Source organism: Undibacterium sp., from assembly GCF_030683615.1.
Lineage (GTDB): Bacteria > Pseudomonadota > Gammaproteobacteria > Burkholderiales > Burkholderiaceae_D > Undibacterium > Undibacterium umbellatum.
The window spans coordinates 52058-72373 of record NZ_JAUXQE010000040.1; the positions used below are offsets into that span (position 1 = coordinate 52058).

Sequence of the window (20316 nt, forward strand, 5' to 3'; positions counted from 1 at the left end):
CGTATTGGTGGGATTTGTATCTTGGTATTAGTGGAGCCTCCCATCCCTCAGGCTCCAGCAATTGCTTCAAGAAAATTGAAATTAAACGTAGGCGCGCCCTATCTGACGCACGATTAAACTTGAGAAGTCATGTCCAATACTAGCTTACCCGGCGTTGTCCAAAGCGCGCCCAGCACTTCCCTGGTCATTGAAGCAGATATTGTTAATACTGTCGGCGGCGGCACAGTTGTTTTTCTCGATAGTGCGCAAAGTACGATCTGCCATTCCAGTAGTGTTGGCCATCTGAAAGCATGGTCACCCTCGGCGGCGAGTGGACTGTTACAGCCCACTCGATGGCGCAGTCCTATGTCAGTGAACCTGTGAACGGTATTGGCATTATCAAAGCCCCGATCTGCATCAACGCTGGTGATGGCGTACCACATTATTTATTTTTTTCCTGAATTATCAAAAAGTAGCAGTTTGACCGTTGGTTGAGGCCATATTGCACCGCCTCAGATCAGATTGGACATGCAGTCTATAGATGTTTTTTTGATACTTTTTTGATGCTCTTTTCGACTTTTTTTTGACGTATTTTTTCATCAAAGCCGCTAAGCCCTTTTTTGGACATACGGCATTTGCGCAAATGGTTATGCGGGAGGATGTCTTCCGTCAGAAATGCCAACAAGCTTCCTTATCACAAAGAATGGAATGTTTATGAAAAAAATCATCCCTCAGCGCCGTTTCTTAATAAGCTCGATAAGCTCGGCTGCTGTCATTGCAATTGCTGCCATCAGCATCATCACTGCACTTCCCTCAATCGCTCTGGCACAACAGAGCCCGGCTTCAAGTACCAGTACCTTAAGCTGCAATGCCAGTTCCACGTGGGTCAGCAACCCGTCCTTGCCGGGCGACGTGCAGAATACTGATAATTGCAGTTTCCAGCAGTATATGTGGCAGGCCATGCTGTATTTGGTGCAGCCGGTAGCAACAGGCAGTAAGGTTTTGCAATTTGAAACCTTTATGCCTAGTTATGGCATTTTTGTTGATCCGGGCAAGACTCCGACCGCATGGGGAAAAGTACCCAAACCGACGTATTGCAAAGGACCATCCACCTTAAAACAGAGCTTAAAACAGAACTATGTTTTTTCCAATCTGACCTTGCAGGCGGGAGTTGGGCAACCATTGATCGACAAATCGCTGAACCGGGTTTTTTACGGCGTATCGGTGAATAAACCGAGCTATGACTTCATCACCGGTTGCGGTTTGTACCAGGCGCAGTGCAGTTTGACTCTTGCGCCAGATCTGGTTGATCCGCCTGGTTACAAGGTAGTGGATATTCCAGGCTTGTACCCGAATCTGGAGTTCCCCACCGGCGCAATGCAATTGAAAACCGCATGGAAAATTTTGACGCCCGATGAAGTGGCAGGCAAGACCTTTTATAGCACGAAGGGTTCAGTTAAGTCACCCGACAAGAACTGCATGGAAAATGTGGATCTGGGTCTGGTGGGCATGCATATCGTGAGCAAGACACCGACCCAGCCAGAGTTTATCTGGGGTACCTTTGAGCACCGTAATAACGCTCCGTATTGTTCCACGACCGATGCCAAACCCCCTCTGGGCGGAAACTGGACTTTTTATAATCCCAACTGCACTGGCGGCAACTGCACCCCCAATCATTATGCCGAAGGTAAGGCCACCCAGGTTTGCACCATGCACCCTTGGGGCGACCCGACCATTGGTACCATGCCCAACAATTTGAATTGTAGCTCCACTCCGCCGCCTGGCTATATTTGCGACCCGGATACCCAAAAGTTTGTCATACAGCCAAGCTCCGCCAATTTGCAGGCATTGGATATATCAGTGCAAAAAATGCTGGCGGCATTGCCTGCAGGTGACGCGAATAAATTGTGGGCCAATTATTCACTGGTCGGCAATGTATGGACAGCCAGGGGGACCTTGCCGCCCTCGATGCAGGTGCAGGTCGGGTCCTTGTCGGGCGCGAACAATAGCATGGAAACCTATGTGCAAAATGGTGTCTCCAATATTCAAAATCCCTACAATTGCTTCAGTTGCCATAATCAGGATGGCAAGAGTAAAGGCCAGTCACTGAGTGAGGCAATCAAAGTCCAGTTGCCGCCAGCCGGGCTTTCTCACATCTTCAATTTACTGAATCTGAAAACCAAAGGTTGCAGCACGGGCGTGCTACCAAGCAACGCAATATGCGCCGCCAACGGTGGCCCTAAAAAATAAAAACCGTTTTCAAAAAATAGAGGAATTGACATGAGCTATTTGACCTATCCAAGACTGCACTTTAGCGGTGGCTTTTTGGCTGACCCAAGCACGGTGAACAACACACCGGACAACTATACCGATGCGAATGATGACATCGCAAAGTTGCAGCTTTACTGGAATCCGAACGGCACCGGAATTTTTGATTTTCAAAGCTGTCTTGTCACCAAGGTAGTCTATGGTCCCGGCGATGAAACTACCGACCCCGCTGTTGATCCAGTGATTGGGCAACCAGTCAATGCCGTGTATGCGATGGCAGCACCGAAGCTGGTTGACCTCGACCCGGATCAGCAAAATACCAGCGAAATATGGGGACTGAGCTTGCAAGTGGCTGGCATTAGCGCCAACCCGGCATCGATCAGCGATTTTGTCCGCGGTGATTATGTCGCTGGCTCGTATAACGCGGTCTGGGCGCAGGCCATCAACGGCCCACGAAGCTCAGGCAGTGGTTGCGGAGTATATCAATCAAGCTTGACCAATTTGAGCTGGACGACTGCGGCAAAACCACAGTCTAAATTTCTCAGTCTGCTCCAGCAACAATCACCACAACAATTGAGCGTCAATTTTGTGGTGAATGCGCATAACAATGCGCCAGTGATCTATTTGTTCAATACGGATACCATGCAGGCATTGGTGAAAAAAGGCGTACCCGCCAATATCGTTGACAAATTACTGCCCATGACCCGATATTTCATGAACCTCGGTAGTAATGGCTTACCTGCCAAGCTGGGCCAGGTTCCGACTGAATCGTATGTCAATAATCGGCTCACTATTTTGTTAGGGCAAGCCGACGCCGATACCTATCGCGCCACTATCCTGGCAACGACCCTGGCACCGCCACCGTCGCCAGTGCCACCGCCGAACATCAATACTACGTTTCCAACCGGCTTGTTAACTGGCACGATAGGGCCGCAGGCTACGGCGACCCCTGTGTTTTATACGCCATCACGCATGATGGCGCCGATTGCGCTGCCCAATAGCAATACCCAATGTAATTTTGCCCCGTTCTGCACGCAGGTGCTGAGCGATAGCAAGGATAGCAAGGAAGTATTGATCACCGTTAATCTGGGCAACACGCTCGCCACCGATAAGCCCGGTTATAACGACCCAGCGCAGGGTTTCGGGGTTGCCTTGTATGCGTTGGGCGATCTGTTTTTGGTCTATTTTGATCAAAGTCAGGAGACGGGCATTAGTTTGAACAATGCTGTTGCTATCGCCGCTTTGCCAAACGACCCGACCCAGATGGCAGAGTTGATGACAGTGAGCGGTGGCATTCTGACGGTGAAAGTCAATCCTGCCTTACTGCCACCTGGCTTGACTGTGCAGCAGGCGGAACAGGGGGTACTGACGATGCCCTTGGGTCTAGTGGGAAAAAATACATTTTTTCAAATTATCTGGCTGGCAGAAAATATCAATGGCTATAATTTGCGGGCCGATCAGTTTGTTTTCAGGATGAACCCCGGTATTACGTCGGGAGCTAACGGCGAAACGGCGCTGGTTCGCTTATATGCCACCAAGTTTGGGCAACCTGCGGCCAATATCGGCCTCCAGGCAACGCTGATGTCGCCGGAAGATTCCGTGAAATACACTAGCAATACCATGGGTACTGGCGGCACTTCTGGATTGAAAAACATCGCGATACCGCAAAGTGCCTTGTCTTTCAGCGCTGTGCCTTTGATGACCGATGCGCAAGGCATGGTCGAATTGAAAATCGTCGGCACTGACCCTGGCTTTCCGCGTGCCAGCCAAAACGTCGATGGGCAAATTTACTTTGTGCGCTACAATTTTGCCGATCAGACTATCGCAAAAAGCTATACCCAGCATCCGGACGATTTGATTAGTATCCTGCTGTTTAGCCAGCAGACCTTCCCTGAAAACCCGACCTGGGATAATTGCATTCAGTTCATTTTGCCGCAGTATGCCAAGCTGTACCCTATCATGGGCCGTTTCAAGCTGGACGACTATGCGACGGTGGTTCAATATGCCGAGCCTATCCGCACGGTGCTCGCAAAACCAATGGATGATGCCTTGCATATGCCGGTAATCCGGGATTTATCGATTCAGCGCACGCAAATCATCCTGAAGTGGTTTGACAACAAGACGCCGAAATAAGGCATTATCCAAGCTATACCAAGCTTAAACATCTGCGCACAAGGCTCTCGAGGCTATAGGTTTTGAGAGCCTACCCGACGATCTCGCCAACTCATGCCTGCGCATAGCGCAGCATATTTGCACGTATGTTGTGATTGCCTTGCGTAGAGGTTATATTCCCATGCCTCACAAAAAAATCATGCCTCCATGTGCTGTTGCCTTGAATCCCCTGCAAGCTTCGCCGACCAGCTACACCATTGTCCGTCGTTTCTGCGCATTCTTGCCCGGCGAGCCGGAAGCTGAATACAACGCGCTTGAGACCGAGTCCATGATTTACCGTCTCAGACCAGATCCGAAATTTCAAGATGATGCAAAAGTGCGGCTTCCAAGCCGCAATCAAAAGCAGATCACCTGCCTTGTTCATTTCATCGAATGGCTACGAAATCATCCTCGCTCGAATGAATATTGTCCGGACAATGTAGACAGCGCATTAAAGTTTGTACGCTCATCGCAATAGTTAAAGACATCGTTTCAGATACTCTAGCTTCAACCTACCCCATTAAACCCAACCCGTTCACACACGCATGAATGCACATGATCTGCTGAGCTCCATAAGCTGTGTAGATGCAAATAGCCCCGCATATTCGCAGACATGACCCGGAGTTAATTATCGGTTCTTTGACGCTCGACATACGTGCGATTGTCCTGCACTGATCGCCCCCCCAGTTCAGCCTTGCGTCAGACTTTTTCCTCGCAATGCTGACGACCACAACATAGGCCTCAACCATAAACGAGTTTCAAAAATTCTGGCAAATCCCCACGCAAACCCGAGCGACAAGATAGTTCCCGCGACGCTGAGCAAAATGAAATGCAGGTGCTGCAAATTTGTAGGCAAATGCATTTCTTCGATGTAGTGGTGGACTGTTGCAAAAATAGGGATATGAACAAGGTAAAGCGAATAAGAAAATTTTCCCATGCCTGTGAGTAGCTTTTGCTCAAGAAATCTCCTGAGCCAATTCCTCGTAGAAGTTCTTGCCAACCCAGCCAGACACACAGCAACCACGACCGCAAAACTGGTATCTATCACCTTGGTCCTATCAAAGAATGCTCCAGCACTTTTTGCATCAAAAATGGAGAATTTCTGAAGCAAGTACAAGAAGTAGACGAAGAATAACCCGCCGACAACGGAAAATATCAAGCCTCTTTCTTGCACCTTGTATTGCGATTGCTGCCCATAAACCACCCAGGCGGCAAAGATTCCCATTGCAAACAAAAAAATAAAATACGGCGGATGGAGGATGGATATTTGATTCTCATGAAAAAAAACTGGTGGATGCTCAGCAAACCAGGTAAGCCCCCAGGCGACAATGGTAGCCAAAATCAGAAACGTCGATGCACCGAACCGGCGCAAAATCAGTATCAGCACAGGAAAAAGCATATACAGATGCCATTCAGTTGCAATACTCCAGAATGGTCCATTAATCGTATTCAGTTGCGGAAAAAAATCTTGCATCAAACTGAAATTCACAGCAAGAACTTGCCATGAAATTGTTGGAGTCAGTCCAGATGCATTACGTGCCCACGTGGCTATAGGGAAAAAATAATTTACAATCAAGATCAGAATCAAAGTAGCGAAATAAGGAGGCAAAATCCTGAGCGCTCTTGATTGCAAAAATTCGCGGGATGACACTCTTAAGCTAATGCCATTCTGGACAACTGGCAAAGCCAGGCAAAATCCTGATAACACCAAAAATACGACGACGGCCAAATGCAAATACAGAAATACGTTTAAGGGCTTCATCAAAGAATTAGTATGATTTAGCCAGCCATATGCAAATAAATGTGAATGTCCCAACATCACCCACAAGGCTGCCAGCGCACGCATACCGTCGAGAAATGGTAAATGTATTCGATTAACAGATATCGCAGGGCTTTCAGGAATTATGCTTTTTGTTGATGTCATATTAGGTATAAATTGTTTTTGCCGGAAAATGTCGGCCTGGCCCTAGTCAGCAAGATGTTCCTCGCTTGTGCCGTCTGGCCACAATTGCTGTCTTAACGTCAGCCAGGCTGCTTGATGCAAAGAATTACAAGGAATTGGCATAATGATTTAACACCCGTCAAAATTCATGTCTATTTTTGAAAACTACTGCATGGCGTAAGTAGCAATCCACGCAGGTATTTCCAGCAGCAAGAATGATAGTCTCGCAGCGCAAAGCAAAAAGCCCTTGATCATTTCTAATCAAGGGCTTGAATACTTGGTTGCGGGGGCAGGATTTGAACCTACGACCTTCGGGTTATGAGCCCGACGAGCTGCCAGACTGCTCCACCCCGCGTCTGAAGAATGAAACTATACATGATTTTGCTGCTCCGCGCAATTCTTTTATGGGAATAGGACTTTTGCCGCACTTTTGCGGACAGGTGTTACACTTTACAGATTCGCCAATTTTGACTCTTTTTGCCCATGAAATTCTGTTCTGAATGCGCGTCCCCGGTGGTCTTGCAAATCCCTGTTGATGATACCCGTGAGCGTTTTGTTTGCCCGGCATGCGGCACTATCCATTATCAAAACCCGAAGATGGTGGTGGGCTCCATTCCCGTATGGGAAGAAGATGGTGTCACCAAAATATTATTGTGCAAGCGCGCAATAGAACCGCGTCTGGGCTTCTGGACCCTGCCTGCGGGCTTCATGGAAAATTATGAGACCACGGCGCAGGCTGCGCAACGTGAGACTGAAGAAGAAGCTGGTGCGAACATCAAGTTGCATGAGCTGTTCTCTATATTGAACGTACCGCATGTACATCAGGTGCATTTGTTTTACCGCGCTACCTTACTGGATTTGAATTACGCAGCGGGAGTTGAGAGCCTGGAAGTGGCATTATTCACTGAAGAGCAAATCCCCTGGAATGACATCGCCTTCCCTACCATAAGCCATACACTGAAGTTTTTCTTTGAAGACCTGGCGAAGGTCAAGGATGGCGGACGCTTTAAGATGCATGAGCATGATATTTTCAAGCCCATGCTGCATGATTGAAATGAAACTGGCTGGGCTTGCATCAAAAAAATGGGCGACATTTTCAATCGCCCATTTTTTTCGTCGTTCTTTTCGTCATTACCAACTGGTTTCGCGTTCTGCAGTCGATGAGATTTTGTGTATAGCCAAATCTGCTCCATCAAATTCTTCTTCAGGCTCCAGGCGTATGCCTATGAGTTTTTTCAGGCTGGCGTAGATGATATAGCCGCCGACAAAGGCTATTGCAACACCCATGGTGGTGCCCAGCAATTGCGACATGAAACTGACGCCACCAAGGCCACCCAAAGACTTTAATCCGAAGATACCCGCTGCTATGCCACCCCAGGCACCGCACAGGCCATGCAGGGGCCAGACGCCCAGTACATCATCTACCTTCCATTTGTTTTGTGTCCAGGTGAACATCCAGACAAAGATGGCACCTGCTATCCCACCAGTAACTAAAGCACCCAAGGGATGCATGAGGTCAGAACCTGCACAAACTGCAACCAGGCCAGCCAGGGGGCCGTTGTAGACGAAACCTGGGTCATTCTTGCCGAGGATGAAGGCAACCAGCGTACCGCCTACCATGGCCATCAGCGAATTCATGGCGACCAGGCCATTCATCTTGTCCATGGTTTGTGCGCTCATGACGTTGAAGCCAAACCAGCCTACAGTAAGTATCCAGGCACCCAGCGCCAGGAAAGGAATGCTGGATGGTGGGTGGGCTGCAATTGCGCCGTTTTTCATATAGCGACCACGGCGTGCGCCCAGCAGCAAAACGGCGGGCAAGGCGACCCAGCCGCCAAAGGCATGTACGACGACGGAGCCGGCAAAGTCGTGAAACTCTTCAGAGAACATCGCCTTCAACCATGCCTGTATGCCAAAACGCTGGTTCCAGGCTATGCCTTCAAAGAAGGGATACAAGACACCCACAAGCAAGGCTGTGGCGATCAGTTGCGGGTGAAATTTTGCCCGCTCGGCAATCCCGCCTGAGATAATGGCGGGAATGGCAGCGGCAAAGGTCAGCAAGAAAAAGAACTTGACCATTTCAAAGCCATTTTTGGCAACCAGCACCTCAGCACCAGAATAAAACTGTACGCCGTAAGCGATGGTATAACCGACAAAGAAGTAGGCGATAGTGGATACGGCAAAATCAACCAGTATCTTGACCAGGGCATTGACCTGGTTTTTCTTGCGCACGGTGCCTAATTCTAAAAACGCAAAACCGGCATGCATTGCTAGTATCATGATTGCGCCCAGCAAGATAAACAAAGCGTCCGCGCTGCTATTTTGTGCATTCATGCGAAATGTCTCCCAATATAAGTGCAAATTTTAATCAAAGATGCACTAATAAAGCAAAATGCATTCCAATTTAGTGCAAGTGATAAGTGATTGATTTAATGCGATTTTTTAAAAATGATTATTTGATGAATAAGTTTGACGCACTGAAAAATGGCGTTTTTTTGGTGCAAGCTATGATGGGGGCTGCGTGATTCCCTGGCTGGAAACTGACAGTCCCTTCCCCCACCCCAGCACAGCGCTGACAGAAAAAGATGGGGCTGCGGGATTGCTGGCAGCAGGCGCTGATTTGTCAGCAGAGCGTCTGCTATATGCATACAAGAATGGCATCTTCCCGTGGTTTTCTGATGGGCAACCTATCTTGTGGTGGTCTACCGACCCGCGCATGGTCTTGCAGGTGCAGGATTTCAAATTGTCGCTCAGTCTGAAGAAGCGCCTGCGTCAGGTCAGCAAAGACCCGCGCTGGGTAGTGCGCTTTGATACTGCCTTTGAAGATGTCATGCGCGCCTGTGCTGCGCCACGCGGGGAAGAGCATGGCACCTGGATTTCTGAAGATATCGTCGTGGGTTATTGTGACTTGCATAAGCTGGGATATGCCCATTCCACAGAAGTATGGCTGGATGGAGAGCTGGTGGGTGGTGCCTATGGTGTTTGCATAGGCCGCATGTTTTATGGTGAATCGATGTTTGCCAGGGTCACGGATGCATCCAAAATAGCCTTGGCACACTTGGTATTTTTCTTGCGTGAACATGGGGTGAAAATGTTAGACTGCCAGCAAGAGACGGCACATTTGGCATCTCTGGGCGCAAAAGCGATCAGCAGAACCGAATTTTTGCGCTGGGTGGAACATGCCAGTGCCTTGCCAGCGATTAGCAATTGGACCATAGCCAACAAGATCAGCCCGTGACCCAGCTTAACGAACTCCCCTTCGCCAGCATACAGTTTTATGCAACAGCGCCCTACCCTTGCAGTTATCTGGAAGGTTTGCAGGCGCGTTCGCAAGTGGCAACGCCTGCACATCTGATTAATGCCGATGCCTATTCAGAGCTGGTGAAGAGTGGTTTCCGTCGTAGCGGCATTTTCATTTACCGACCGCATTGCGATAACTGCCAGGCTTGCACACCGGTACGCGTGCGCGTCAATGAATTTGAAACCAACCGCAGCCAGCGCCGGGCCTGGAAAAAACATGGCAACTTGCATGCACGCGTCAGCAGCTTGAGTTATGTGCATGAACACTATGAGCTATATCAGCGCTATCAGGGTGAGCGCCACTCTGGCGGCGGCATGGACAATGACAGCCGCGACCAGTATGCGCAATTCTTGCTGCAAAGCCGGGTGAATACCCGCCTGGTTGAATTCAGGGACGATAAAGATGTCTTGCGCATGGTCAGCATTATTGATGTCCTGACAGATGGCTTGTCGTCGGTATATACCTTTTATGACCCGGATGATGCTACTGCGTCGTATGGTACTTACAATGTCTTGTGGCAGTTAGAGCAAACGCGCTTGTTGAAGCTACCCTATGTCTATCTGGGTTACTGGATAGCTGCCAGCCCCAAGATGGCTTACAAGACCAATTTCCGCCCCCTTGATGCCTTGATGCAGGGGCGCTGGCAGACTTTGCGGGAGCTGTGAAGCCTCCCTTCTCGCCTGCCGATCAATTTTTATTTTCAACTTTTCTTCTTCATACATTTACATGCCAGCGAAACTTCTTTATTCCCTGATCCGCCCTGCCCTGTTTGCCATGGATCCGGAAAATGCCCATCACCTGACTTTACCTGCACTGCAGCGTGTCAACAAACTGGGTATGGGTGGTTTGCTAGCCAAAAAGCCAGCAGAGGATGCCCGCACTGTCATGGGTGTGCGCTTTCCCAATCCGGTTGGTCTAGCCGCTGGCCTGGACAAGGATGGTGCGTATATTGATGGTCTGGCTGCAATTGGTTTTGGCTCCATAGAAATTGGCACGGTCACGCCACGTGCGCAGGCTGGCAACCCCAAGCCACGCATGTTCCGCCTGCCGCAGGCAGATGCGATTATCAACCGCATGGGTTTTAATAATGGCGGCGTCGATGCCTTCGTGAAAAACGTGCAGGCATCACGCTTTTACCAGGACAAACAAGGTGTGCTGGGCCTGAACATAGGCAAGAATGCAGATACTCCAATAGAACACGCTGCCGAAGATTATCTGCATTGCCTGACCAAGGTTTATCCTTATGCCAGTTATGTGACGGTGAATATCTCCTCCCCTAACACCAAGAACCTGCGCCAGTTGCAAGGTGCGACTGAGCTTGATGCTTTGCTATTGCAACTGAAGGAAGCGCAGCAAAAGCTGGCCGACGGACACAAGCGTTATGTCCCCATTGCACTGAAGATTGCCCCTGATATTGATGCAGAACAAATCAAGACCATAGGTGAAGCCTTGTTGCGTCACAAGATAGATGGTGTCATTGCCACCAATACCACCATCACCCGCGATGCCGTACAGGGCTTGCCGCATGCAGAAGAAACGGGCGGATTGTCTGGCAAACCCGTGTTTGAATTATCGAACCGCGTGATCCGTGCCCTGAAAGCCGAACTAGGCAACGAAATACCTATCATCGGCGTGGGCGGGATTTTCTCAGGTGCCGATGCCGTGGCCAAAATGCAGTCAGGTGCGGCACTGGTGCAAGTGTATTCCGGCCTGATCTATCAAGGCCCCGCATTGGTAAAAGACTGCGCAGATGCTTTGCGCGGACATAAATAATTTATCATTGTCATCATGAAGAATATTTTACTTGGCAATAGCCAGTTGAATGTATCCACCATCTGCCTGGGCACCATGACTTTTGGTGAACAGAACACTGAGGCGGAAGCGCATGAGCAGCTTGATTATGCGCTGGAGCGCGGCATCAATTTTATCGACACGGCAGAAATGTACCCTGTCATGCCGCGTGCGGCTACGCAAGGCAAGACCGAACAATACATTGGTAGCTGGATAAAAAAATCCGGCAAGCGCGGCGAGATTGTGCTGGCAACCAAAGTTGCAGGCCCCTCTCGTGGCATGGGCTGGATACGCAACGGCGAAAATGATTTGAATGAAAAAAATATTCGCGCCGCCGTCGAAACCAGCTTGCAACGTCTGCAAACAGATTACATCGACCTGTATCAATTGCACTGGCCCAGCCGCAACGCCCCCATCTTTGGACAAAAACAATTTGATCCAGCCTTGGAAAGACCCTGCACAGATATTGCCGAGACAGTTTCAGTATTGAATGCCCTGGTCAAGGAAGGCAAGATACGCGCCTTTGGCGTATCGAATGAAACATCCTGGGGTGTCAGCGAATTTATCAAGCAGGCAGAACTGCAAGGCACCGCACGCATCGCCAGTATACAAAATGCTTATAGCCTGGTGAACCGCGCATTTGAACAGGGGCTGGATGAGACCTGTTTCCGCGAAAACGTAGGCTTGCTGGCGTATAGCCCACTGGCATTCGGACAGCTTACCGCCAAATATATTGATGATGCAAAAGCTCATGGCCGCCTGACGATATTCCCGCCGACCTGGAGCCCGCGCTATATGCGTCCCAGCGTATTTGAGGCCAGCAAAGCCTATGCAGCACTGGCGCGTGAACACGGGTTGACGCCAGCGCAACTGGCACTGGCCTGGTGTTATTCACGCAGTTTTGTCGCCAGCACCATCATCGGGGCTACCAACCTGACCCAGTTAAGAGAGAATATTGACGCGCTGGAAGTTGGTCTCAACGACGACCTCTTACAAGGAATCAACCGCATCCATGAAGAACTTAGCAACCCAGGTCAGTAATGCTATCGTGGTTGAAACTTAAGAAAATCGCCATTCCGGCAAGAAGTCTTTACATGACATACAATGCAAGCGCAATTGCAGCAAATGCCTATTGATCCTTTCACCGGAGAACCGAGATGTCCCAATTGCGTATTACTATTCTCAAGCTATGCGCCTGCATCCTGCTGATTATGGGATTGCTGATGATCTTTTCGCACAGCGCCTTCCCCGATACTTCCTTGTTGACCATGGCATTGTATTCTGCCGCTTTCATGATCTTTGTTCTTGCCATTGGATTTACAAGTGTCTTCATCACTGGTGAATTCAAGCAGTGGTGTCTCAATAACGGTGCAACCGATACTGGCTGGCTCTGGTTTAATGCAGAGCCTCCTGGTCTGGAAGCAATGAGAAACGGCATTGATATCGCTACCTTATCAGCAAAAGCAAAGCAATCCACAGACAACACCTGACACACCGAGCGCAGGCCCAAATTTCACAGGGTCGCGCTCAAGGTTTGCGACTTACTTTTGCGGACGTACGGGCAATGGTACATTGCACAGATCTATATGGCCCGCTGGCACCTTGTACCAGTCGCCGCCACGGTTTCGTTGCGCATCGACGATAGACTTGAATGTGACTGTATCAGTGCGTATGATTTCCAGCTTGCTTCGTTCAGCTTCTGGCACATCGACGGCCACTTTCATAGCCTTTATGGGCGTACGTTCATCGGCTTTTTCATAAAAGCCCAATGGGCCAGTGCCCCGTGGCAGGGTCGTTAACAACTCCATGCCTTGCATGACTCGTCCAACGACGGTGATATTTCTGTCCAGCTGCCTTGGCGCATGGCCGGTTACCACATACAAGGATGTGCCATCACCACTATTCGATTCAGTGCCGCGAGCAACGCCTACAGTGGCGTAACAATGGGCTAGCCAGGCAGTACCCGCCTTGGGGTCACGTCCGGCAGGAAAGCCATTCGCATGCCCGGCTTGGGGCGCATAGCCATCAACATCAGGTAGCCGAGTGAATGGCAGATTGGAGGCATATTTGACAGTAAATTCGCCATCAAGTTTGCGCTTGGCAGTTTTCACCTTGCGTTTTTCATCAGGGTCAGCCCATTGTGCGACATAATTTTCTTGTGAGCGCACGATGGCCAATCCATCAAAATAACCCTCTCTCACCAATGCCTTGATGTTTTGCGCATGATTAGGGGAAAAATCTGGTGCCAACTCTATCACGACACGGCCCTTTGGCAATTCCAGATACAGAGTATTCTCAGGATTCAGAGGACGCCAGTCGGTTGCACTGGAATTTTTGACGAGATCACCAAGATTGAACTTGGACGCCTGCGCTGCCTGGGCTGTGGCTGACAAAAGCAAACCTGAAGCCACACACGAGGCCAAGGATATTCCAGATGATATTGCAGTAAAACGAAAAGACATTATTTAACTCCATTAAAGTGGCACAAGCTCACAAAGTTAAGAACTGCTTCATTAGCAGGCATCAACAAGCACAAAAAAGAATTCTGATAAGCAATTGCCGCGTCGGCAAGAATGGCAGACCTTACTCGAATGACATAGCTTTGTCCATATACCTTAAATATATCTACATAATTAAGTCAATCTTAGACAAGACTTTATTTATTGGTTTTTTTAATTTGTAATATTGCAAAAAGCTGGCAAATCCGGTACAACCTGTTTCAATCTTTTACATCAAGGAGTCCTTGTTTGAAACCTCAACTTCAAGCACCAACCGGTGCATTTGTAGGCGCATCCTGGGCAGCATTGTTTATAGGTGGAGGCACCTATCTTGCAGGCGTCTGGAATGCCGCGATGCAGTTAAATGAAAAAGGTTATTACTTCACCATACTGATGTACGGTTTATTTGCTGCCGTATCCCTGCAAAAATCAGTACGCGACAAGCTTGAAGGCATACCCGTCACTGGTATTTATTTTGGCTTGTGCTGGTTGTCATTGGGTTTATCCATCCTGTTGCTGGGTGTAGGCTTATTCAATGCCACACTGGACTGGAGTGAAAAAGGCTTCTTTGCCATGTCATTCTTGCTGAGCCTGTTCGCTGCAGTTGCGGTACAGAAAAATATTCGTGACATCAATTTGCTCAAGCCAGATGGCGATACCATACCCATGCATGATGAGTATGAAAAGAAGTGAGACTCATGCCGATGAGCAAGTCACAGACAAATTTGTGACCATCATATCTGCGTGACATTAAACAAAAGAGCCTGTATTTGAGCAAACAAATATAGGCTCTTTTTTATTGCCCAACAGAATTAGTCAACCATAAGCCAGCGACAAATGCCCGGCACGTACAGCTGCAGTGGATTTCACCTCTACACGCATGGCATTTTGCAATGAAGAAATAGAAGCACCAGCACGATATTGGAAGCTGACCTGCAATAGATCCCCCTCCTTCACGGTCACTGGCTGGGCCAGTGGAAGTGCCATATAGTGATTCAGCCAGTCTATGGTGGAAGAAGATTCCATCAGCACTGCCAGAATATTCTTGGTCACAAAACGCAAGGCGCTGACTGTGCCCGCTTTTTCCACTGTAAAACTGCCTTCCCATTTGATGTGCATGTCATTGGGCTGACTAAAATCGATAATGCTGTACAAGGCTGGTTGTGCCAGTTCGACGGTGTCAGCAGAAAATGCACCTGGTTGCTGGAATTGAATGATCGGTGCCTGGTAGCCAGAAAAATCATAGGTTTGTTGTAGTGGCTGCACTGCCATCACAACAGCTTCTGGAATGAACAGTGGCAAGGGACCACCAAACTTTGCCACATAGCGTTTCTTAAAGTTTTCTATGACTTCTACCTGTTTTTCACGCAGCATAGCCACGTGTATCATTTCGCAAATAACGATGTCCACAGGTTCTGGTGGCAAGTATTCAAAAGCGTCTGCGTGTATGACTTCGACTTTATCACCGTAGCGATTCATGGCCAGCAAGCGACGCGCTTCATCGACCATATCAGGATTGAATTCTACGCAATAGACTTTGGCCGCAGCCTGCGCTGCAAACCAGGAAAGTACGCCAGTCCCACCACCCAACTCCAGGACTTTTGCGCCTTCAAATACCTGGCGTCGTATCGCCGCCTTGAAATTATCCATGCGATTCAAATCCATCAGCATATTGTGATGGTATTGCAGGGGGATAAACTGTCCGAGGTAGCAGCTCTCTGCCTCACGTTCTATCAACATGTTCACTCCTTCATTTCCTGGTTTCATCATGTGGCTGCCATCTGAAGTTTCAACAGGACAGTCAATTTTTTCGCCAACAACACGCAAATTTTCCAATTTGTCGAGCGCATGGTCTAAGAAACTGATTATCCTTAGGTTATAAGGAAGTGAAACACGGAGGTGAATAAGGAATCTGCGTCAATTCTTGCTTATAGTAAAGAGTGACGCATGCAATATGTCCGCAAATTAACTTTATGCAAAGAAACGAATATACGCAATACTTGTTTTGAAAAACAAGTAACAAAATTTGAGAAGCAGGTCTGGGTTGAAGGAGTTTGATTGTGATCTATCTGACTTGCCTTGGCCGCTCGCAACGGGCATCCAGATAAGCTTGCGCCAATTGCTCCCATCCCTCGCCTGGCGAAGTCTGGGAACAAGTGACATGGGCATTGAGTTTACTACGCCATTTATACCAGGATGCTGGCTCGGCAGTACTCAGAGTGACGACTAATAACATGCTCAGCAACAAAAACTTTCTGAATATGCTCATGGTCATCACCCTCAACACTCTTTTTATCAATATAGCTCAAGGATACTACACTGCGGCTGATGCCCTGTAGCTGGCAAGTTCATCGATAGTCAGTATCACGATATCGTGCGTCACTGCATATTCTAAGATTTGCCCACCTTTGGCCATACTGCCGTCCGGGTTCATCAATTCACACAATACAGCTGCTGGTGATAAGCCCGCCATGGTAGCCAGATCAACCGAGCCTTCTGTATGACCTCGTCGACTGAGTACGCCGCCGGGTGCGGCACGCAAAGGGAAGACATGACCAGGGCGTGCCAAGTGTTCAGGCTGGGCATCAGGTGCGATAGCTGTCAGGATAGTGGTGACACGGTCAGCCGCAGAAACACCAGTCGTCACGCCTTGCTTGGCTTCTATCGATACCGTGAAAGCTGTGCCATAACGGCTTTCATTGTGGCTGACCATTGGCGGTAAATCGAGTTGCTGCAGCCTGTCATCTGTCAGGCACAGACAGACGATGCCACTACAATCGCGGATCAGCCTGGCCATGGATTCGACCGTGATTTTTTCGGCGGCGACGATGAGGTCTGCCTCATTTTCCCTGTCAAAGTCATCCATAAGTAATACAGGACGGCCATTACGCAGGTCTGCCAAGGCCCTGGACAGGCGCTGATCAAAAGGACTAAGGGATAATAATTCCGGCTGAGCGGAAGTAGGGGATGGAACAGTGGTACTAGTATTACTAATAGTATTCAACATAATGAAACGCTCCGGCAAAAGAAAATGTGCAAAAGACGTTTCAGGGAGTAAAAAACGAATAGCCAGACGCAAACGCCCATGGTCTTCACCATAGGAGTTTTGCATAAGGCGCATCTTCTCTCATCCGGACTATAACCGTCGGCCCTGGAATCACACCAGATCTGCTGACCTTGCAAACTGCTGCAAACTTACTGCAACCGTTTTTACTGCAAGCGCTCGCGGGCTTGTGCACGAAAATTACCAAAGCAATCCTGTGCATTTACCGCCGGTGGGGAATTACACCCCGCCCTGAAGACGTACAACCTGCCGAGTTATTCGGCAAATGAATTATACGCAAAAATAACATTACTGTTTGGGCAAGCTCAAAGCCCTTAAATCATTACCAGATTTCAAACAATACGATTTCTTTATGCCATAAGTATCATCAGGCTTGGTCTTTAGAATGAAAAAATACATCTCCGCAAATATTTCTTTATGCAGAAAACTTATATCCACAAAAGAATTGTTAAAAATATTGTCTGATTTAAATCGCATTTCTGCATAGCAACATCTATTCTTATTTTCAAGGGCATTTCCAGCTTCTTCACACCAGCATATTTACGGATCAGAAATACAAATTCCTGTCATGGCACCATGATTGATAAAAAAATATCAAATGTGCAATTTTTCTTGCATTAATTATATTTTAAATAATTTATTCTGATTTTACGAATTAAACTAAAGACAATATCAGTCCAGCGATTTTGCATATATCAATTACGTATATAAGCAAATGAATACTAAGTAGTTTGGAATAAAGCCTGAATTCATTACGATGCACTTACTTTGCGCGAGGCGATATGACGTTAACCTATATATTTTCGGGATTTGCAGTGGGCACCCTGGTCGGTTTGACCGGTGTAGGTGGTGGCTCGCTGATGACCCCCCTGCTTACTCTGATGTTTGGTGTATCACCAACAGTGGCGGTGGGCACCGATCTCGCCTTTGCATCGATTACCAAGGCCGCAGGTACTTTTACCCATAGATTGCGCGGCACGGTTGAATGGCATGTGGTGCGCTTGCTGTGTTACGGCGCCCTGCCAGCGGCTGTAGTTACCACCTTGTTCCTCAAGAATTTTGGTGCACTGGATAAAGAAATTGGCCAGATCATACGTTACTCCATTGCAATTTCTGTCTTGCTCACTGTGGTTGCCTTGCTGTTTAAAGGCAAGATGCTGAACTGGCTGAACAAGCATCCAGAAAAACAATTGCAAGGCAAAAAACTGGCGGCTGCTACGCTCATCTCTGGCGCAGTACTGGGAACGCTGGTGACCATTTCATCCATCGGCGCCGGTGCGATTGGTGCGACTTTGCTGGTCATGCTGTATCCACGAATGTCTGCCGCCCATATCGCCGGTACGGATATCGCCTATGCTGTACCTCTGACAGCCATTGCTGCTTTCGGCCACTGGTGGCTGGGTTCGATAGACTGGGTCTTGCTGGGCAGCCTGCTGATAGGTTCTTTGCCTGGTATTACTTTGGGCTCCCTGGCCGCCCGTGCCGTACCTGAGAAATTTTTACGTGGCCTGTTGGCAACCACCCTGACTTTGGTTGCTGCCAAGCTAGTTCTTTGAATCTGTTTGCAATCGCGTACTTACACACGCATTTTATGGGTAATTAAAGATGTATCGTTACGACCAGCACGATCACCAAATCATCAAGGAACGTATTGCACAATTCCGCGACCAGGTTAGCCGCCGACTCTCGAATGAATTGAGTGAGGATGAATTCCGTATTTTGCGCCTGCAAAACGGTCTGTACATGCAACGTCATGCCTATATGCTGCGGGTGGCAGTGCCTTATGGCATGCTGTCATCGAATCAGGTACGCAAGTTTGCCCATATTGCCCGCAAATATGATCGTGGCTATGGTCACTTTACGACCCGCCAGAATATCCAGTACAACTGGATCAATCTGGAAGATACACCTGACATACTGGAAGAACTGGCATCAGTAGAAATGCACGCTATCCAGACTTCGGGCAATTGCATGCGCAATATTACGTCTGATGAATTTGCTGGCGTCGCTGCCGATGAAGTGATAGATCCACGTGCCTATGCAGAAATCCTACGCCAATGGACTACCTTCCATCCTGAATTCGCCTATTTGCCGCGTAAATTCAAGATCGCCATTAATGGTGCCAAAGAAGACCGTGCCGCGATTGCAGTGCATGATATTGGCCTGACCGTGGTACACAATGAAGCTGGCGAAGTCGGCTTTAAGGTCATGGTGGGTGGTGGCATGGGCCGTACCCCTATCCTGGGTAGCGTGATACGCGAATTCTTGCCATGGCAGCATGTCATGACTTATCTGGAAGCGATACTGCGTATCTATAACCAATACGGTCGCCGCGACAATATCTATAAAGCACGCATCAAGATTCTGGTAAAAGCCATAGGTGCTGAAGACTTCGCCCGCCAGGTTGAAGAAGAATGGCAAGATATCAAGGATGGCCCAGCCACTTTGACAGAAGCGGAATTGAAACGCGTCGCCAGTTATTTCACTACGCCAGACTATGAAAACCTGCCTGCGCAAGATGCCGCTTATGAACAGCATTTGCAAGACAATAAATCCTTTGCCAACTGGGTCAAACGCAATGTCAAACCACATAAAGTGGCTGGCTATGTCGCTGTGGTGTTGTCGCTGAAAAAACCAGGTGTGCCACCGGGTGATGCCAGTTCTGAACAACTGGACTTTATTGCCAACCTGGCTGATCAATACAGCTTTGGTGAATTGCGCGTCACACATGAGCAAAACCTGGTGTTGGCAGATGTCAAAGTCGCAGACTTGTTCACCGTCTGGCAAGAAGCCAAGGCCCATGGTCTGGCGACACCGAATATCGGTTTACTGACCGACATGATCTGCTGCCCAGGCGGTGATTTCTGCGCACTGGCCAATGCCAAATCCATCCCTATCGCGCTGGATATCACCGACCGCTTCAACGACCTTGATTACTTGCATGATATCGGCGACATAGAATTGAATATGTCTGGCTGTATCAATGCCTGCGGCCACCACCATGTCGGTAATATCGGCATTCTGGGTGTGGACAAAGATGGCAGCGAGTTTTACCAGGTGTCGATCGGTGGCGCGCAAGGTAATAGCGCAGCCATAGGCAAGATCATAGGCCCGTCTTTTGCTGCCGGACAAATGCCGGAAGTGATAGACCGCATCATTCAAGTATATGTGCGTGACCGCCTGGAAAATGAGCGCTTCATCGATACGGCACAGCGCCTGGGTATCGCGCCATTCAAAGAATTTGTGTATGCAACGCCGATACGTACCAATGAGCATCATGGCGAAGACGCCGGTACAGCTGTCAGCTACTGAAATTAAGAAA

General features: G+C 48.7%; 19 protein-coding genes, 1 tRNA gene and 1 riboswitch. Of the genes, 13 read left to right on the forward strand and 7 right to left on the reverse strand.

Annotated elements, in window-relative coordinates:
• The first annotated feature begins 129 nt into the window (after positions 1–129).
• The 4 genes from Q8K39_RS22455 to Q8K39_RS22470 all read left to right on the forward strand — a co-directional run bounded on the left by Q8K39_RS22455 (position 130) and on the right by Q8K39_RS22470 (position 4876).
• On the forward strand, positions 130–363 hold the full coding sequence (locus Q8K39_RS22455) for a hypothetical protein (protein WP_305263403.1): 234 nt from the start codon (positions 130–132) through the stop codon (positions 361–363).
• 330 nt (positions 364–693) lie between these two features.
• Positions 694–2229 (forward strand): hypothetical protein, encoded by a 1536-nt coding sequence (locus Q8K39_RS22460; RefSeq protein ID WP_305263404.1) that lies wholly within the window; start codon positions 694–696, stop codon positions 2227–2229.
• Between the two features lie 30 nt (positions 2230–2259).
• Positions 2260–4380 (forward strand): hypothetical protein, encoded by a 2121-nt coding sequence (locus Q8K39_RS22465; RefSeq protein ID WP_305263405.1) that lies wholly within the window; start codon positions 2260–2262, stop codon positions 4378–4380.
• A gap of 160 nt (positions 4381–4540) precedes the next feature.
• Entirely contained in the window at positions 4541–4876 is a 336-nt protein-coding gene (locus Q8K39_RS22470) for a hypothetical protein (protein WP_305263406.1), read from the forward strand.
• Between the two features lie 210 nt (positions 4877–5086).
• On the opposite strand, the gene Q8K39_RS22475 is transcribed toward Q8K39_RS22470, so the two are convergent.
• Complete coding sequence (locus Q8K39_RS22475) at positions 5087–6322, reverse strand: acyltransferase (protein WP_305263407.1); 1236 nt, start codon at positions 6320–6322, stop codon at positions 5087–5089.
• Between the two features lie 296 nt (positions 6323–6618).
• Positions 6619–6695, reverse strand: a tRNA-Met gene (locus Q8K39_RS22480).
• 128 nt (positions 6696–6823) lie between these two features.
• Here Q8K39_RS22480 and Q8K39_RS22485 point away from each other — a divergent pair.
• A complete protein-coding gene (locus tag Q8K39_RS22485) occupies positions 6824–7393 on the forward strand; it encodes an NUDIX hydrolase (protein ID WP_305263408.1) in 570 nt (189 codons plus the stop codon).
• Between the two features lie 78 nt (positions 7394–7471).
• On the opposite strand, the gene Q8K39_RS22490 is transcribed toward Q8K39_RS22485, so the two are convergent.
• On the reverse strand, positions 7472–8674 hold the full coding sequence (locus Q8K39_RS22490; RefSeq protein WP_305263409.1) for an ammonium transporter: 1203 nt from the start codon (positions 8672–8674) through the stop codon (positions 7472–7474).
• A 187-nt stretch (positions 8675–8861) separates the two neighbouring features.
• On the opposite strand from Q8K39_RS22490, the gene aat reads away from it, so the two are divergent.
• The 5 genes from aat to Q8K39_RS22515 all read left to right on the forward strand — a co-directional run bounded on the left by aat (position 8862) and on the right by Q8K39_RS22515 (position 12922).
• Positions 8862–9578, forward strand: a complete 717-nt coding sequence (aat, locus tag Q8K39_RS22495; protein ID WP_305263410.1) for a leucyl/phenylalanyl-tRNA--protein transferase — start codon at positions 8862–8864, stop codon at positions 9576–9578.
• Positions 9575–10306, forward strand: a complete 732-nt coding sequence (locus Q8K39_RS22500; RefSeq protein WP_186951758.1) for an arginyltransferase — start codon at positions 9575–9577, stop codon at positions 10304–10306. Before aat ends, Q8K39_RS22500 begins: the two co-directional genes overlap by 4 nt.
• 61 nt (positions 10307–10367) lie before the next feature.
• Positions 10368–11414 carry a quinone-dependent dihydroorotate dehydrogenase gene (locus tag Q8K39_RS22505; protein ID WP_305263411.1) on the forward strand — a complete coding sequence of 349 codons (1047 nt, stop codon included), beginning with the start codon at positions 10368–10370 and terminating at the stop codon, positions 11412–11414.
• A gap of 15 nt (positions 11415–11429) precedes the next feature.
• Positions 11430–12473, forward strand: a complete 1044-nt coding sequence (locus Q8K39_RS22510) for an aldo/keto reductase (RefSeq protein WP_186951760.1) — start codon at positions 11430–11432, stop codon at positions 12471–12473.
• 116 nt (positions 12474–12589) lie between these two features.
• Positions 12590–12922, forward strand: coding sequence for a hypothetical protein (locus Q8K39_RS22515; RefSeq protein ID WP_305263412.1), 333 nt, complete (start codon positions 12590–12592; stop codon positions 12920–12922).
• Positions 12923–12973: 51 nt separating this feature from the next.
• Here the strand turns inward: Q8K39_RS22515 and Q8K39_RS22520 are convergent, their stop codons facing one another.
• Positions 12974–13825, reverse strand: coding sequence for a peptidylprolyl isomerase (locus tag Q8K39_RS22520; RefSeq protein ID WP_305263413.1), 852 nt, complete (start codon positions 13823–13825; stop codon positions 12974–12976).
• A gap of 354 nt (positions 13826–14179) precedes the next feature.
• Here Q8K39_RS22520 and yiaA point away from each other — a divergent pair, with 354 nt between their 5' ends.
• Entirely contained in the window at positions 14180–14623 is a 444-nt protein-coding gene (gene yiaA, locus Q8K39_RS22525) for an inner membrane protein YiaA (RefSeq protein ID WP_305263414.1), read from the forward strand.
• 123 nt (positions 14624–14746) lie between these two features.
• Here the strand turns inward: yiaA and Q8K39_RS22530 are convergent, their stop codons facing one another.
• The 3 genes from Q8K39_RS22530 to ribB all read right to left on the reverse strand — a co-directional run bounded on the left by Q8K39_RS22530 (position 14747) and on the right by ribB (position 16937).
• Positions 14747–15670, reverse strand: coding sequence for a methyltransferase domain-containing protein (locus Q8K39_RS22530; RefSeq protein ID WP_186951764.1), 924 nt, complete (start codon positions 15668–15670; stop codon positions 14747–14749).
• Positions 15671–15995: 325 nt separating this feature from the next.
• Positions 15996–16199 carry a hypothetical protein gene (locus tag Q8K39_RS22535; RefSeq protein ID WP_222616377.1) on the reverse strand — a complete coding sequence of 68 codons (204 nt, stop codon included), beginning with the start codon at positions 16197–16199 and terminating at the stop codon, positions 15996–15998.
• Between the two features lie 45 nt (positions 16200–16244).
• On the reverse strand, positions 16245–16937 hold the full coding sequence (gene ribB / locus Q8K39_RS22540) for a 3,4-dihydroxy-2-butanone-4-phosphate synthase (RefSeq protein WP_305263415.1): 693 nt from the start codon (positions 16935–16937) through the stop codon (positions 16245–16247).
• A gap of 108 nt (positions 16938–17045) precedes the next feature.
• Positions 17046–17237: riboswitch (FMN riboswitch) on the reverse strand.
• A gap of 539 nt (positions 17238–17776) precedes the next feature.
• On the opposite strand from ribB, the gene Q8K39_RS22545 reads away from it, so the two are divergent.
• Together Q8K39_RS22545 and Q8K39_RS22550 are read left to right on the forward strand one after the other, a co-directional pair.
• Complete coding sequence (locus tag Q8K39_RS22545) at positions 17777–18550, forward strand: sulfite exporter TauE/SafE family protein (RefSeq protein WP_186951767.1); 774 nt, start codon at positions 17777–17779, stop codon at positions 18548–18550.
• Between the two features lie 49 nt (positions 18551–18599).
• Positions 18600–20306: a nitrite/sulfite reductase gene (locus tag Q8K39_RS22550; protein WP_305263416.1), complete on the forward strand. Its 1707-nt coding sequence runs from the start codon at positions 18600–18602 to the stop codon at positions 20304–20306.
• Positions 20307–20316: the final 10 nt, after the last annotated feature.